Raw genomic sequence first — 15,278 nt, 5'->3', positions numbered from 1 at the left:
AGCGTCGGGGGTCAGGAGCTTTCGATCGAATTACGAATTGCGTAATGCATTTACTATATCGTAATCATCAGGCGTGGACGTGTCAAACCGTTGCCGGGACGCGCGCGGGAAAACGCACATCACAGACGTTGTAGGCGGGAAACTGAGGAAACGCGGAGGAAGTCGCGGGAAAAAAACGCGGGAAGGGTCCGGCCGCGAAGAATATGCCGGTTACGCTACAAGGGAGGGGGAAAAGCGACGCTGCGGACAACAACAACCGGCACAGTGCCATGGCACTGTGCCGGTTGTTGCACTCCTGTCCGGCAGGTGACTGCCTGCGCCGGCCCGTCTGGAACGTGGCCGGTCAGACAGCCCTGGAAAGCCGAGGCTAGTGGCCTTCGCCCGTACCGGAGCCGAAGCTGCCGGTAGCCGGGCTGGCTGCGGTCGCCGGCGCACTCGGGGCCGCTTGGCCGGCCATCGAGGCTGCCGTGACGCCGCCATTGCGGCTGGCAATGAATGCGTTTACGTCGGCAGCAAGATGCTGCGGCGCCAGGACGACTTCGAGCCCAAGGGCTTCGCATGCGGCCAAGAAGGTCGACATGCGCGGATCGGCCTGGCCAGACTCTGCACGCAGGTAGGCTTCTCGCGAGATTCCCGCCTTGCGGGCAACGTCTTCCTGCTTCAGCTTGCGCGCTCGACGCAACGCCCGCAGTTGCCGGAACGGTTCGCTAGCGCCTCTTGGCACGGCTGTACTGTTCATGTCGGTCTCCAGTCACCAGTGAAAAAAAAGTGCGCGGACGTGCATTCGAGTATAGAGCACGCGAAGCATTCCGTATGTAACTGCCCAAACACTTTGTGCAGATTTCTTGCAACGAAGGTTTTGGAGGCCAAAGCGGGCTGCCTATGGGTCGAATACTGCACAGAATCGTCGTACCGCCCTGACAGTAACGAGAATGTAGCAATTGCGTTGACGTGTAAGGCACACGACTTGACTTGCCCCCGCTTTAGCAGGGGCAACTTCATTGACAAACCGACCGGTCGTGCTATTCTCGGCTCTATGCAAAAAGGCCAACTGACCCGCAACGCCATCATCGAACAGGCACTCGACACCGCCGCCAAGGTTGGTTTCGAACAGCTTTCGCTGGCGAGCCTGGCGGCGGACACCAATATGTCCAAGAGCGGCCTGTACGCCCACTTCAAGTCGAAGGAAGCGCTGCAGCAGGCTGTCCTGGAACTGGCGACGGACCGGTTTGCGACCATGGTCGTCCGCCCCGCCATGCGGCAGCCGCGCGGCGTTGCGCGCATGGAGGCGCTGTTCGAAGGCTACCTGGAATGGCTGGGCGGCACAGTGACGCAGGGACGTTGCCTGTTCATGGCGCTTGGCCAGGAGTACCGCGACAAGCCCGGCGCGATTCGCGACCAGGTAGTGCAGTCGCTCAAGGACTGGCACAGCACCATTGCGCGCGTGGTCGCGGACGGCATCGAAGAAGGCCAGTTCGCGCCGGACGTGGATGCGCGCCAGTTCGCCTTCGACATGGTCGGTATCGGCATGTCCTTCCAGCAGTCGTTCAAGCTGCTGGGCCGCGCCGACGCCGAAACCATGGCCCGGCGCGCGTTTGCCGGCCTGCTCGACCGCGCTCGCCAGCCCGCTGCGGCGGACTGACAGCACCACGAAGGATTCCGGACGACGGCGTACAGCTACTTAAAAAAAGCACGACTGGTCGTTCTTTATAACAGCGTGGACATTCCGTAACCGTTTTGGTCGGTCCGATCCGCGCACCACATCAGTTGGAGGTGTTGGTTGTGAGGCAAGGACTTTCATCATCTTCTCCCGGCACCGCCGTGAAACGCACGACGCCGGCCCTGGGAGCGCTCGCCGCCCTGGCCCGCTTGCGCTGGCAGGCTGGCAGCCTGATCAACCCGGCCGGCACGGCGCGAGCGCTGGAACGGCTCTGGTTCGGACCGCCACGCGGGACCCCGAACGGCGCCGCGCTGCGGCTACTCGATCGCGCGCGTGCCGACTGGGCGCTCGTTGTTGGCCATGGACCGAGCCGGCGGGTCCGCGTGTACCGATGGGGCAACAGTGGTCCGGTGGTGCTGCTAGCCCATGGCTGGGGCGGGCACGCGGGCCAGTGGCATGCGGTGGTCGACGGGTTGCTCGCGGCCGGCATGCGCGTGGTGGCATTCGATGCGCTGTCGCATGGCGCGTCGGATGCCGGCGTACGTGGCAGCACTCAGACATCGGTGCTGGAGATGTCGCGCTCATTGCTGGCGGCGGCGTGGCACGCCGGACCGGTGCACGCGGTGGTGGCGCACTCGCTGGGCAGTGCCGCCACCGCCCTGGCGATCCGCGAGGGCCTGCCCGCGCGGGCCGCGGTGATGATTGGCCCGCCGGCCGACATGCACGCCGCGTGCGCCACCATGGCATGGAACCTCGGCATCGGTCCGCGCGTGCTGGCACGCATGCAGCGCGACAGCGAGCAATGGCTGGGCATGCCGTGGTCCGCGTTCAACGTGCCCGATGTGGGCCGCACGCGCCCCGTGCCGCCGACGCTCGTCATCCATGACCGGCACGACCGCGAGGTGCGTTGGGAAGACGGCGCCGCCATCGCGGGCGCGTGGCCGCAGGCGCAGTTGCTGACCACCGAAGGCCTTGGCCACCGGCGCATCCTGCAGGACGCCGGCGTGATCGCGCGCATCGCCGATTTCATCGGACCGGCGGCGGCGCAGCCCTTGCCCGGGCTTGCGCTGCCAGACCTGGCCTTGCAGTAAATGCGGGAGAACCGACATGTTCCTGGTCAGCAATGACATGACAGCCACGCTGCCCGCACGCGCATCCCTGCGCGTCGTGGCCGATCCCGGCGAACGCGTCGCCGTGCGCTGCACCGATGGCGAGCTGTGGCTGATCCGCGACGGCGACCCGAAGGACACGTCCCTGGCCGCCAGCGAGAGCTTCACGCTGGCCGAGGCCAGCCGTGTCGACCTCTACGCGGTCACCGCTGCGACACTGCGGGTCACCCGCTGCCGAGCGGGCGGCGCCACCGTCCGAGGCTGGCGCGCCTGGTACAGGCGAGCCCTCAACCTGGTCCATCCGTTGGAATCCGGCGGCTGACAGCCGCCTTGTTGGCGGGCGACGCAGGGCGTCGTCCCGCTTGATCCGGCGTGGCACTCGCCTGTCAGTTAATTGCTTAATCTACCTTCGGCAGCCTGCTCCCGGAGCATTTCACGCAACCTGAACTTCTGGATCTTGCCGGCCGGCGTCGCCGGCAAGGCGTCCTGCACGATCAGCCGTTCGGGGATGTACTGCAGCGCCACCTTCTGCGCCTTCAGGAAATCCACCATCGCCGACTTGTCAAAGCCCTGCCCTTGCCGCGGCACGACCACGGCGCATGCACGCTCGCCCAGCCGCTCATCGGGATACGCGACAATGGCCACCTGCGCCACGGCGGGATGCCGGTACAGCAGCGTCTCGATCTCGACCACCGGGATGTTCTCGCCGCCGCGGATGATCACGTCCTTGCTGCGCCCGGCGATGCGCACGTAGCCCTGCGCGTCGAGCCACGCCAGATCGCCGGTATCAAACCAGCCCTCGGCATCGGTCGCGTTCAGATGTGGCCGCTTCAGGTAGCCGCCGAAGTTCGAGCACGCGCGCACGAGCAGGCGCCCGACTTCACCCGCCGGCACCGAAGCATCCTGTCCATCCACCACCTTTACCTCCACGCCGGGCAGCGGCACGCCATCCGTCGTCGAGGCACGCTCCTCACTGTCATCGGGCAACGTCGTCGTCACCGCGCCGTTCTCGCTCATCCCCCAGGCCGAAACGATGCTGGCGCCCAGCGCCGTGCGCGCCCGCTCCACCAGCGCCCCGGGAATCGGCGCGCCTGCGCACAGGAATGTACGCAGGCTTGGCACGGGTTGGCCCAACTCCTCCACGGTGCGCGCAAGATCGGTCAGGAATGGCGTCGACCCCATCGTGAACGTGACGCCGGCCTCGCGGATCAGCCTGGCCGCCTGCGCCGGGTCCCAGATGTCCTGCAGCACGGCATGCGCGCCCAGCACCACGGGCATCATCAGTCCGTACATGAAACCGGTCTGGTGGGCCATGGGCGAGGCCATCAGCACCACGTCGCCGGCGCCAAGGCCTAGCCGCTCGGCATACGGAAGGATGTTGGACAGCAGCGTGTTGGCGGTATGCATCACGCCCTTGGGCTCGCCCGTCGTGCCCGAGGTATAGATGAGCTGGGAGACATCATCGGGGCCGGGGCGATCGCGCCTCAGGATGGCGGCTGCATCCGGGTCGCTTTCGCGATCGGGGCCGCACAGCATGGCCTCAAACCCGTCGGGGCCATCGCTTCCGGTGATCACGACATGACGCAACGCCGGCAACGATTCACGCAGGCCTGCCAGCATGCCCGCATGATCAAACCCACGGAACCGCTGCGGCACGACCACGACCTTGCTGTCCGCGTGCGCCAGCATGAACGACAGCTCGCGCTCGCGGAAGATCGGCATCAGCGGATTGAGCACCGCGCCGATGCGCGCGCAGGCCAGGTACAGCGCCGTGACCTCCCAGCCATTGGGAAGCTGGCACGACACCACGTCATTGCGTTCGACGCCGAGCCGGCGCAGCCCGACGGCAATGCGCGCGACCATCGCGTCGAGCTGACGCCACGTGAAATGCCGCACCGCCCCGCTTTCCACCTGCAGCGACGTGAGCGCCGGGCCGTCCGGCGCGCGCGCCACGCTGGCGTCGAAATAATCATTGATGGTGCGGTCACGCCACAGCCCTGCCGCCACGCTCGCCGCGCGGCGCGGCGCAATCAGTACCGCGTCGAAATCCATGGCTTGTCTCCTGTGTTCTTGTGTTGATGGCCCGGCCCGTGCGCGGCCTCAGGCCGGCACCGCGGCGCGCCCGGCACGGTGCCGCGCGATGATGGTCTTCATGATCTGGGCCGTGCCGTCGCCGATCTGGAAGCCCAGCACATCGCGCAGGCGCTGCTCCATCACTCCGCGGTCATAGCCGCCATGCCCGAACGACAGCAGGCACTGATGCACTACGTCGTAGGCAAGCCGTGGCGCCCACCACTTGCACATGGCAGCCTCGGACGTGTGCGGCAGGCCATGGTCCTTGAGCCAGAGCGTCTGCAGGCACAGCAAGCGCGCGGCCGTCACCTGCGTCTCGAAATCCGCAAGCGGATGCGATACACCCTGGAAGGCCGACAGCGGCTTGCCAAAAGCCTGGCGCTCGGCCACGTATTCCCACGTTTCGTCGAGCGCGGCCTGCGCCACCGCCAGCACCTGCAGGCCGATCAGCGCCCGCGAGAAATCGAAGCCCTGCATCACCTGCACAAACCCTTCGCCTTCCTTGCCCAGCAGGTGGTCCGCCGGCACGCGCACGTTCTCGAAGAAGATCGAGCCGCGCCCGATCGCGCGCTGGCCGTGGCAATCAAAGCGGCTGCGCGTGACGCCGGGCAGATCCATCGGCACGAGTACGGCCGAAATACCGCGCGCGCCGTCCTCGACGCTGCCCGTGCGGGCAAACACGACCGCGGCATCGGCCTGGTCGGCTGCCGAAATCGACGTCTTCTCGCCGTTGAGCACATAGCTGTCGCCGACGCGTTCCATGCGCAGCCGCAGGCTGCCCGCGTCCGATCCGCCACGCGGCTCGGTCAGCGCAATCGCGAGCAGCGCCTCGCCCCGGGTGAGCCGCTGCAGCCACGGCCGCCCCACTTCAGGCAATGCATGCTGCGCGAGGATCTGACCGTTGAGCGACGCCAGCAGGTTGACATAGGACATGCTCAGGTCCGCGCGCGCCACGGCTTCATGGATCACGCCGGCGGCCAGGCAACCCATGCCCTGCCCGCCGTACGCTTCGGGCAGCTCGGGGCCGATGAAGCCCATCTCGCCCATCTGCCGCATCAGCGAGCGGTCCAGCACGCGCGTCTTGTCACGCTCCAGGAAACCGGGTGCGATGCACGCATCGGCAAACCGGCGCGCATGCTCGGCCAGCGCCTGCAGGTCTTCGTTGAGGTAGGGATTCATGATGTTTCCTCGATCTGCCTGTCTGCGCCTTACTTCGCGTACTTGCGGAATTCGGGCTTGCGCTTTTCCTGGAACGCCTTGACGCCCTCGCGCGATTCCTCGGTGTCGTAATAGAGCTTCAGCGCATACATGCCCATGCCGGCGATGCCGCTCTGGTGGGCCGTGTCCATGTTGAACGAGCGCTTGGCAATGGCGACCGCAGTCGGGCTCTTGTCGAGGATCTCGTCGCACCACTTCTGCACCTCGGCATCGAGCTGCTCGTGCGGCACCACGGCGTTGACGAGGCCCATGGCCAGTGCTTCGGCTGCGGGATAGCGGCGGCACAGGTACCAGATCTCGCGCGCCTTCTTTTCGCCGACGACGCGGGCCAGATAGGCCGTGCCATAGCCGGGATCGACCGAGCCCACCTTCGGCCCGACCTGCCCGAACACGGCCTTCTCGGACGCGATGGTGAAATCGCAGATCGTGCACAGCACATTGCCGCCGCCGATGGCGTAGCCCTGTACGCGTGCGATGACCGGCTTGGGCACGTCGCGGATGGCGTTGTGCAGCTCTTCCATCGGCAGCCCGATGGTGCCGCGCCCGTCATACTGCCCTTCATGCGCGGACTGGTCTCCGCCGGTGCAGAACGCCTTGTCGCCGGCGCCGGCCAACACGATTGCGCCGATCTCGCGGTCATAGCCCGCGCGGTTGATCGCGTGGATCAGCTCGTCGCAGGTACGGCCACGGAACGCATTCATCTTCTCCGCGCGGTTGATGGTGATCCAGGCTGCGCCGTTGCGGACTTCATAGAGGATGTCTTCGTACTGCATGGTGATCTGTCTCCTGTGTATTGCCGATTGGGGTGGCGAGCGCCGGGCTCAGCCGTTCATGGTCAGTCCGCCGGACACGCTGAGCACCTGTCCGGTAATGAATGCCGCATCGTCGCTGGCAAAGAAGGTAATCGCGCCCGGCAGGTCATCGGGCTGACCGATGCGGCCGAGCGGAATCGAGCGCGTGAACGCTTCCATGAGCTTTTCGGGGTTGCCCGCGCCCTGCTTGTAGTCTTCAAACAGCGCGGTCTGCGTCGGCCCCGGGCACACCACGTTGACGGTGATGCCGTGGCGCGCATGTTCGCGTGCGATGGTCTTGGAGAACGACACCAGCCCGCCCTTGCACGCGGCATAGACGGCTTCGCCGGACGAGCCCACGCGCGCCGCGTCGGACGCGATATTGACGATGCGGCCCTGCTTGCGCTCCACCATGCCGGGCAGCACCGCGTGATGCATATGCAGCGCGCCGGTCAGGTTAATGGCGATCAGGCGTTCCCATTGCGCGGGCTCGGTCTTGGTGAAGGGACGGAACACGTCCCAGCCCGCGTTGTTGACGAGAACATCGACAGGGCCCAGCCCTTCACACACCGCGGCGACGGCCAAATCCACGCTGGCGCGATCCGTAATGTCGCACTGAATTGCCAGCGCCTTGCCGCCGGCTTCGGTAATACGGTCCGCCACCTTCTGCGCCGCCTCCGCACTGAGGTCGAGCACAGCCACCGCCGCGCCTTCGCGCGCAAAGCGCAAACATGTTGCGCCGCCGATACCACCACCGCCGCCGGTCACGATGACCGTTTTGCCTTTCAGTCCCTGCATGGCTATCTCCGAGAAGGTCTCCGGTGCTATCGTGCCGCCATTGCGTCACGCGCCGTCACCGAATTAGGTAAATATATTGACCTATACTAGGCTGTGTAGCGCTGTCACGCAAGGCTCTTACTCAGTGGATCGGATCATGGTTAACCCGGAATTTGGCGACGATATCGCCCCAAACGCGCGGATGGAACTGGCCAACCGGCTGTTCTTCCGCCTTTACCAATGCGCAAACATGTTGCATAAGACGGGTTCGCGCGCCGTGGAAGCGGAAGGCCTGACCACGCAGCAATGGGCGGTACTGGGCGCGTTGTCGCGGCCGGAGGCCGCCAATGGCATGAGCGTGGGAGACCTGGCGCACTACCTGATGGTGAGCCGCCAGAACCTGTCGGGGCTGGTCAGCCGCATGGAGCGGGACGGGCATGTGAGCCTCGCGCCGGATGCGCGCGACCGCCGGTCAAGGCTGGTGCGGATGAGCGAAACGGGGCGTGAGGTATGGCTGCACCAGGCGCAGCCGAAGATTCGCGACTACTACGAGCGCGCGCTGGAAGGCTTCTCCACGAATGACCTCACGCACACGTTGCATTACCTGCTAAAGCTGCTGGACAACATGCGCGCGCTCGATGTCGGCGCGTCGGACGCCGAAAGCGACTGACTGGCAATATCGGATTTGCAACCATGCGGCGCGCCGGCCGCACCATCCGCCAGTACCGAAGACCGGGAAGCCGCCTGGCATGGCCGGTGGCGCGCAACTTGCGTCAACGCAGGCTTGCTCAGACGCAAGGGCGCCTTTCCCTCGAGGCGCGAGCGCTTTACCGCGCGACCTCCCGCGGCGGAGGCCCTGGCACACGCTGCCCGGGCTACGCCAACAACGCTCCGAAGCCCTGAACCACCGTCCGCGCCTGCGCCGACGGCGCCGACCCATTCCGCCGGAGACTCACATGACCCGATACCTCGTGCTGGCAAACTTCACCGACCAGGGCATCCGCAGCGTGAAGGACACGACCAAGCGTGCCGCCGCCGTGCGGGAAATGGGCGCCCAGCTCGGCGTGCAGATAAAGGAGATCTACTGGACGCTCGGCGCTTATGACCTCGCGCTGGTCATGGAAGCACCCGATGATGAAGCGATGACAGCCTTCGGCTTGACGGTCGGGGCCCAGGGCAATGTCCGCACGCAAACGCTGCGCGCGTTCAACGCCGACGAAATGCAGGGAATTCTCGGCAAGGTGCGTTGATACGTACCTAAACGCAGAAAGCGCCTGTCTGCACGATGTGCGGCAGGCGCTTTCTGCTTGATGCGTTCGGACAGCCGGCTCAGAACCCTTCCAGCACCAGCTTGCCGATGGTCTTGCCGCCTTCCAGCATGGCGTGGGCTCGGCGCAGGTTTGCCGCGTTGATCGTGCCGAGGTGCTCGCCTACCGTGGTCTGCAGCCGGCCGGCATCGACCAGCCGCGCCACTTCGTTGAGCAACCGGTGCTGCGCGATCATGTCGGGCGTGCCGAACATCGCGCGCGTGAACATGAACTCCCACACGAACGCCGCGCTCTTGCTCTTGAGCCGTTCCACCGGCAGCGGCGCCGCGTTCTCGACGATCGTGCAGATCTTGCCCTGCGGCGCGATCAGGTCCGCCATGGCCGGGAAATGGCCATCGGTATCGTTGAAGCACAGGATGTAGTCGACCTGCGCAAACCCGAGCGCCTTCAGTTGCGCCGCCATGTCGCTGCGATGGTCCACGGTATGGTCCGCGCCCAGCCGCCGGCACCACGCCTGCGACTCCGGCCGCGCCGCCGTGGCAATCACCGTCAGCCCCGCCAGCGTCTTGGCAAGCTGGATGCCGATGGACCCCACGCCGCCCGCACCGCCAATGATCAGCACCGACTTGCCCGCATCGTCGCCCTTGGGCGACACGCCGAGCCGGTCGAACAGCGCTTCCCACGCGGTGATGGCCGTCAGCGGCAGCGCAGCGGCGTGTGCGAAATCGAGCGAAGCTGGCTTGTGCCCAGCAATGCGCTCATCAACAAGGTGGTATTCCGCATTGGCGCCGGGGCGCGTGATGCTGCCCGCGTAGTAGACCGGATCGCCAACCTTGAACAGGCTGACATCCGGCCCCACGACGACCACCGTGCCGGCTGCATCCCAGCCCAGCACGCGCGGCGTCGGTTCGACCTGCGGCTTCGGCGCGCGGACCTTGGTGTCGACCGGATTGACGGCGATGGCCTCGACTTTCACCAGCATGTCGTGGCCCGACGCAGTCGGCGTTTCGAGTTCGATGTCGACCAGCGAATCGGTGTCGGAAATGGGCAGGTAGCGGGTCAGGCCAATGGCTTTCATGGTGACAGTCCGGTGGTTCGTGCCGGCCTGCAGGCGTGTCTGCAAGCCGGTTCAGGGAGATGGACTGTAGCGTAGCTGCAATTGACTTGCTTGATTAGCTGGATTATCCGGCAATCACTTTCCTGAAATTCAGGAAAATAGCCTGAAGACGCGTCAGTGAGGTTGCCGCGCCTGGCTCCTGGCCGGGTCTTCGTCGTAGAAACCGGGCGGGTAGATCGGATACCGCACAGCCGCGTACACAACCACGGCCGCGCCGATCGCGGTGATCCAGTCGAGCAGATTCGCCATGGAGACTCCTTGCAAAGCGCCGGACACTGGCTGCACCGGCCTTTGCTGAAGTCTATGAAGGTTCCGCGCCTGGACCAACGATCTATTTCGACTTAGGTTCCTCGGGCCGTGACTTGCGCTGCGCCAGCAGCTTCTGGATGGCGGCCTCGGTCTCGGCGTAGCGCCCTTCGCCATAGTGCTGGTACACGATGCGTCCGTCTGCGTCGATCAGGTAGGTAGCCGGCCAGTAGCGATTGTGGAAGGCCGACCACGTGCCGTAGGCGTTGTCCTGCGCGACCGGATAGCGGATATCCAAGCGCCGGATCGCCTCCTGCACATTGGCGGTCGACTTTTCGTACGGAAACTCCGGCGTATGCACGCCGACGACGACCAGCCCCTGGTCCTTGTACTTCTCGTGCCACTGCTTCACGTACGGCAGCGTGTTGATGCAGTTGATGCACGAGTACGTCCAGAAGTCGACCAGCACGACCTTGCCGCGCAGCGACTGCATCGTCAGCGGCGGCGAGTTCAGCCAGTGGTCGATGCCGGTGAATTCGGGGGCCTTGCCTTGGTCGCCGACCGCGGGGCTGGAGTAGGCACTGAAACCGGTGCCGAAGAGGTAGACGGTGAGGAGGATAGCCGCCGCAAGAGCGGCGCGAAATAGTGTGCGCATGGTCAGGGCTGGTCGTTGGGCAGTGGGCGCGGCAGCCGCGTCGCTCGGGTAGAACGCGCTGCCACGCTTGCATTTAAGGCGACCGATGTATCGCGCCCTTAGCGCGTGAGGGCTGCGTCTGCGTGTTCACGTATCGTTGCAGGCCCGCGATACAAACGCATACAAAGTGCCGGGCGGCTGCGGGCGCTCAGCCCAGCCGGACTTCCGCCGCAAGCCCCCCACCCTCGCGATTGCGCAGCCTGAGCGAGCCGCCCATGGCTACCGCGAGCTGCTGGGCGATCGCCAGGCCCAGCCCGGTGCCGCCGGTCTCGCGGCTGCGCGAGTTTTCAAGCCGCACGAACGGCTGGAGCACCGATTCGAGCTTGTCCTCCGGGATGCCCGCACCCCGGTCCAGCACTTCGATAACGACAGCTTCCTGATCGCGGCGCACATTCAGCTCCGCCGCGCCGCCGAACTTGATCGCGTTGTCGATCAGGTTCGTCAGGATGCGGCGCAGCGCCTGCGGGCGCGCCTCGATGGCGCAGCCAACGCTCTGCTGCACGGTGACGTCCTTGCCGGTGTCCTGATAGTCATACACCAGGCTTTCCACAAAGGAACACAGGTCGATCCGCGACATCTTCTCGCCACCACCGTGCGCCGAACGCGCATACGCAAGCCCTTCCTTCACCAGCGTCTCGATCTCCGCGAGATCGCTGACCATCTTGCGCTTCTCTTCGGAGTCGTCGGCCATCTCGGCACGCAGCTTCATGCGCGTGATCGGCGTCTGCAGGTCGTGGGAAATCGCGGCGAGTATCTGCACGCGCTCCTCCACGAACCTGGCGATGCGTCCGCGCATGGCATTGAATGCACGGGCCGCGCGCGCCAGTTCGGTCGGGCCGTCCTCGTCGAGCGGCGGGGTCTTCGCGTTCGGGTCGAGCGCATCGGCGGCATCGGCAAGCTTCACCAGCGGACGGATCGACAGCCGCACGGCAAACCAGCAGCACACCACCAGCAGCAGCAACTGGATCACCAGCACATAGGGCAGCCATTGCGCGATCGGCGTCATGCGCGGATGCACGTCGATGGTCAGCGGGCTGCCGTCGCTGAGCGTCAGGTGCGCCTGCAACCGCTTGCCATCGCCCGGGATGGATTCCACGCGGACCGCGAAGCGGCCTCCGCCCGCGCCCATGATCCGGTCGGCAATATCCTGGCCCCGCTGCGACATCTCCGGTACGCCGGGCAGGCCGAGCCCCAGGATGTACTGATAGTTGCCGCGATTCACGCGTGGCAGCCACTGCGGCCGCTCACTGGCTGGCAACCGGTCAAGGATCGCCACCGAGGTGGCGACATCGGTTTCCAGCGTGCCCAGCATCACCTGGCGCGCCGAGATGTAACGCTCGGCGAACAGCACGCCGAACGACAAGCCGTGCGCGACAACCAGGCCGGCGAGCAGGATCAGGAAGAGCCGCGCCCCGAGCGTGCGAGGCCAGGCCCAGCGCGGCAAAGTCAAGGTCACTGGCGTGCCTCCCGGATCTCCACGGGCATCGAGAACACATAGCCCTCGTTGCGCACGGTCTTGATATGTTTGGGTTCGCGCGCATCGTCATTGAGGCGCTGGCGCAGGCGGCTGACCAGCAGGTCGACCGAACGCTCGAACATCTCGGCCTCGCGGCCCTGCGTGAGGTTAAGGAGCTGGTCGCGGTTCAGCACGCGCTGCGGATGATCGACGAACACGCGCAGCAACCGGTACTCCGCGCCGCTCAGCGCGACGATGGTGCCGTCGCGGTCGATCAGGTGCCGCGCGGTGGTATCGAGTTCCCAGTCGCCGAAGGCCAGGACCTGCGCGGCTTCGGTGATCTGCAGGTTCGGCGGCAGCATCCGCGTGCGGCGCAGCACGGCCTTGATGCGCGCGAGCAGTTCGCGTGCCGCAAACGGCTTGGCCAGGTAGTCGTCGGCGCCCATCTCGAGTCCGATGATGCGGTCGGTCTCGTCGTCGCGCGCGGTCAGCATCAGGATCGGCGTGGCCTTGTGCTTGCCCGCGCGCAGTTCGCGGCACAGCACCAGGCCGTCGTCGCCGGGCATCATCACGTCGAGCACGATCAGGTCCACGGTATTGGCTTCCAGGAACGCCCGCATGTGCCGCCCATCGGGCGCCACCGTCGTGCGCAGACCGTTCTTGGTGAGATAGGTGGAGACCAGTTCGCGGATTTCCCGGTCGTCATCGACGATCAGGATGTGGTCGACGTGTGCGTCCATCGTGTTGCCTCGGCAAAGTGAAAGTGAACGGGCAGCCTGCTTTGCCAGCATTGTATTGGGGCCGGCCGGCGCGCGTGTATCGCCATGTATCTGGCGGCCAGGGCTGCACAAAGCGGTACAAAAACGCCGATCGGCGACACATGCCGGCGACGCGAAGGGAGTCTGATCGGGGCATGCCAATCCTCGGGGCCCGCGCCCAACGAAAGGACACCATCATGACCTTGCTCCTCCTCGCCTACCTGGGCGGTGCCCTGACCATCCTGAGTCCGTGCATCCTGCCCGTCCTGCCCTTCGTCCTGAGCCGCAGCGGGCAGCCGTTCCTGCGCGGACGGCTGCCGATGCTGGCCGGGATGGCGCTGACCTTTGCCGCCGTGGCGTCGCTGGCGTCCGCCGGGGGCGCCTGGGCGGTGCGCGCCAACGCCTATGGCCGCATCGGTGCGCTGGCGCTGCTCGCCGTGTTCGGGCTCTCGCTGCTGGTACCCAGGGTAGCCGACACGCTCGCCCGGCCGGCCGTGGCGTTGGGGAACCGCCTCGCGGGCCGGGCCGCGTCAACGCCCGAGGCATCGGCTTCGCCATGGGGCTCGCTGCTGCTCGGCATTGCCACCGGCATGCTGTGGGCGCCTTGTGCGGGCCCGATCCTCGGCCTGGTGCTGACCGGGGCTGCGCTGAACGGCGCCAGCGTATCCACGTCGCTGGCGCTCGCCGCCTATGCCGCCGGTGCGGCGACGTCGCTCGCAGCCGCGCTTGGCCTCGGCGGCGGGGTTTTCGCGGCCATGAAGCGGAGCCTGGGCGCAAGCGAATGGCTGCGCCGCGGTCTGGGCGCGGGCGTGCTCGGGAGCGTAGTGGTCATCGGGCTTGGCGCCGACACCGGCCTGCTGGCGCGATGGTCCGCCGGCGGCCCGGCGCGTCTTGAGCAGGCACTGGTCGATGCGCTGCACAGGGACCGCCCCGCGCCGCAAGCGGCCAATGATGTAGCGGATGTAGCGGCTCCCGGCAACGGCATGCTGCTGGCGGCGAACGACACGCGCGTCGGTTTCCCGGGTCCCCTGCCCGCCCTTCCGGTAGAGGGCCGGCTACCCGCCCTCGACGGCGCGGTGCAATGGCTCAACTCGCCGCCGCTGTCGCGCGAGCAGCTGCAGGGCAAGGTCACGCTGGTCTACTTCTGGACCTATTCCTGCATCAACTGCATCCGCACTCTGCCCTACCTGCGCGCATGGGCGGACAAGTACAAGGACCAGGGCCTGACGGTGGTCGGCGTACACACGCCCGAGTTCGCCTTTGAAAAATCGACGGACAACGTCAAGCGCGCGGTGGCGGACTTCCGCATCGGCTTTCCCGTGGCCGTGGACAGCGACTACCGCATCTGGCGCGCCTTCCATAACAGCTACTGGCCGGCCGCGTACTTTGTCGATGCGCGCGGCAATATCCGCCATCACCAGTTCGGCGAAGGCGGATATGCGAATTCCGAACGCGTCATCCAGACGTTGCTGGCTGAGGCCAGCGGGCGCACGGTGGCAAGCGATGTCGTCTCTCCCGATGCAGCCGGCGCGCAGGCAGCACCGGACCTGCGCAACGTGCGCTCCGACGAAACCTATATCGGCTACAGCCAGGCAACGAACTTCGCCTCGCCGGGCGAGATGCGGCCCGACGCGCCCCGGCAGTACACCGTTGGCAAGCTGCTTCTCAACGAGTGGGGCCTGTCAGGGCAATGGACCGTCGGCCCCGAGCAGGCAACGCTCGATCGTGCCGATGGCACCATCCGCTACCGCTTCCATGCGCGCGACCTGCATCTGGTGCTGGGGCCCGCAGCCAATGGCCAGGCCGTCCGCTTCGTCGTGACGATCGATGGCAAGCCGCCGGGCAAGAACCACGGCGCCGATACGGACGCGGGCGGCAATGGCGCCGTCACGCAGACGCGGCTCTACCAGCTTGTGCGGCAGGCAGGCGAGGTCGGCGAGCATACGTTCGAGATCCGCTTCCTCGACCCTGGCGCGCAGGCCTACGCCTTCACCTTCGGCTAGCCGCCGGGCCGCTGTCAGCGGCCGATCCGCCAGCGAAATCCACACGATCCACCTCCCCAAGCCGCCGCTTAGGGGCCGACCGCCACCGGTCTGGCCGCGAAAGCGGCG

Annotated in this window: 16 protein-coding genes; 6 read left to right on the top strand and 10 right to left on the bottom strand. The window is 66.3% G+C overall.

Features of this window, described 5'->3' with window-relative positions:
* Nucleotides 1-367: 367 nt before the first annotated feature.
* Nucleotides 368-739 (bottom strand): helix-turn-helix domain-containing protein, encoded by a 372-nt coding sequence (locus KHO41_RS02260; protein WP_084791941.1) that lies wholly within the window; start codon nt 737-739, stop codon nt 368-370.
* A gap of 297 nt (nt 740-1,036) precedes the next feature.
* On the opposite strand from KHO41_RS02260, the gene KHO41_RS02255 reads away from it, so the two are divergent.
* The 3 genes from KHO41_RS02255 (at nt 1,037) to KHO41_RS02245 (ending at nt 3,091) form a co-directional block, all read left to right on the top strand.
* On the top strand, nt 1,037-1,642 hold the full coding sequence (locus KHO41_RS02255; protein WP_211951685.1) for a TetR/AcrR family transcriptional regulator: 606 nt from the start codon (nt 1,037-1,039) through the stop codon (nt 1,640-1,642).
* 179 nt (nt 1,643-1,821) lie between these two features.
* The gene (locus KHO41_RS02250; protein ID WP_211951684.1) at nt 1,822-2,751 is read left to right on the top strand and encodes an alpha/beta fold hydrolase; all 930 of its coding nucleotides are present in this window, start codon (nt 1,822-1,824) and stop codon (nt 2,749-2,751) included.
* 16 nt (nt 2,752-2,767) lie between these two features.
* Complete coding sequence (locus KHO41_RS02245) at nt 2,768-3,091, top strand: DUF2917 domain-containing protein (protein ID WP_211951683.1); 324 nt, start codon at nt 2,768-2,770, stop codon at nt 3,089-3,091.
* Between the two features lie 68 nt (nt 3,092-3,159).
* On the opposite strand, the gene aliA is transcribed toward KHO41_RS02245, so the two are convergent.
* Genes aliA through badH form a run of 4 tightly spaced genes read right to left on the bottom strand, consistent with a single transcriptional unit; the run spans nt 3,160 to nt 7,649 of the window.
* Entirely contained in the window at nt 3,160-4,821 is a 1,662-nt protein-coding gene (gene aliA, locus KHO41_RS02240; RefSeq protein ID WP_211951682.1) for a cyclohexanecarboxylate-CoA ligase, read from the bottom strand.
* Between the two features lie 48 nt (nt 4,822-4,869).
* Nucleotides 4,870-6,021 carry a cyclohexanecarboxyl-CoA dehydrogenase gene (gene aliB / locus KHO41_RS02235; protein WP_211951681.1) on the bottom strand — a complete coding sequence of 384 codons (1,152 nt, stop codon included), beginning with the start codon at nt 6,019-6,021 and terminating at the stop codon, nt 4,870-4,872.
* A gap of 29 nt (nt 6,022-6,050) precedes the next feature.
* On the bottom strand, nt 6,051-6,833 hold the full coding sequence (badI, locus tag KHO41_RS02230; protein WP_211951680.1) for a 2-ketocyclohexanecarboxyl-CoA hydrolase: 783 nt from the start codon (nt 6,831-6,833) through the stop codon (nt 6,051-6,053).
* 48 nt (nt 6,834-6,881) lie between these two features.
* A complete protein-coding gene (gene badH / locus KHO41_RS02225) occupies nt 6,882-7,649 on the bottom strand; it encodes a 2-hydroxycyclohexanecarboxyl-CoA dehydrogenase (protein WP_211951679.1) in 768 nt (255 codons plus the stop codon).
* Nucleotides 7,650-7,785: 136 nt separating this feature from the next.
* Here badH and KHO41_RS02220 point away from each other — a divergent pair, with 136 nt between their 5' ends.
* Both KHO41_RS02220 and KHO41_RS02215 read left to right on the top strand, forming a co-directional pair.
* The gene (locus KHO41_RS02220; RefSeq protein WP_211951678.1) at nt 7,786-8,298 is read left to right on the top strand and encodes a MarR family winged helix-turn-helix transcriptional regulator; all 513 of its coding nucleotides are present in this window, start codon (nt 7,786-7,788) and stop codon (nt 8,296-8,298) included.
* 286 nt (nt 8,299-8,584) lie between these two features.
* Entirely contained in the window at nt 8,585-8,878 is a 294-nt protein-coding gene (locus KHO41_RS02215) for a GYD domain-containing protein (RefSeq protein ID WP_211951677.1), read from the top strand.
* 79 nt (nt 8,879-8,957) lie between these two features.
* On the opposite strand, the gene KHO41_RS02210 is transcribed toward KHO41_RS02215, so the two are convergent.
* The 5 genes from KHO41_RS02210 to KHO41_RS02195 form a co-directional block, all read right to left on the bottom strand.
* Nucleotides 8,958-9,974, bottom strand: a complete 1,017-nt coding sequence (locus KHO41_RS02210) for a zinc-binding alcohol dehydrogenase family protein (protein WP_211951676.1) — start codon at nt 9,972-9,974, stop codon at nt 8,958-8,960.
* A 153-nt stretch (nt 9,975-10,127) separates the two neighbouring features.
* Nucleotides 10,128-10,262 (bottom strand): hypothetical protein, encoded by a 135-nt coding sequence (locus KHO41_RS41615; RefSeq protein WP_280519686.1) that lies wholly within the window; start codon nt 10,260-10,262, stop codon nt 10,128-10,130.
* 82 nt (nt 10,263-10,344) lie between these two features.
* Entirely contained in the window at nt 10,345-10,914 is a 570-nt protein-coding gene (locus KHO41_RS02205) for a thioredoxin family protein (protein WP_211951675.1), read from the bottom strand.
* Nucleotides 10,915-11,101: 187 nt separating this feature from the next.
* Nucleotides 11,102-12,409, bottom strand: coding sequence for an ATP-binding protein (locus KHO41_RS02200; RefSeq protein ID WP_211951674.1), 1,308 nt, complete (start codon nt 12,407-12,409; stop codon nt 11,102-11,104).
* The gene (locus tag KHO41_RS02195) at nt 12,406-13,149 is read right to left on the bottom strand and encodes a response regulator (RefSeq protein ID WP_011300033.1); all 744 of its coding nucleotides are present in this window, start codon (nt 13,147-13,149) and stop codon (nt 12,406-12,408) included. Before KHO41_RS02195 ends, KHO41_RS02200 begins: the two co-directional genes overlap by 4 nt.
* Nucleotides 13,150-13,364: 215 nt before the next feature.
* Between KHO41_RS02195 and KHO41_RS02190 the strand changes: the two genes are divergently transcribed.
* Nucleotides 13,365-15,170: a cytochrome c biogenesis protein DipZ gene (locus KHO41_RS02190; protein ID WP_211951673.1), complete on the top strand. Its 1,806-nt coding sequence runs from the start codon at nt 13,365-13,367 to the stop codon at nt 15,168-15,170.
* The last annotated feature ends 108 nt before the right edge of the window (nt 15,171-15,278 follow it).

Source organism: Cupriavidus numazuensis (assembly GCF_905397435.1).
GTDB lineage: Bacteria > Pseudomonadota > Gammaproteobacteria > Burkholderiales > Burkholderiaceae > Cupriavidus > Cupriavidus numazuensis.
The sequence above is the reverse complement of the archived record's forward strand: the minus strand, read 5'-3'. Positions and strand labels throughout refer to the sequence as shown.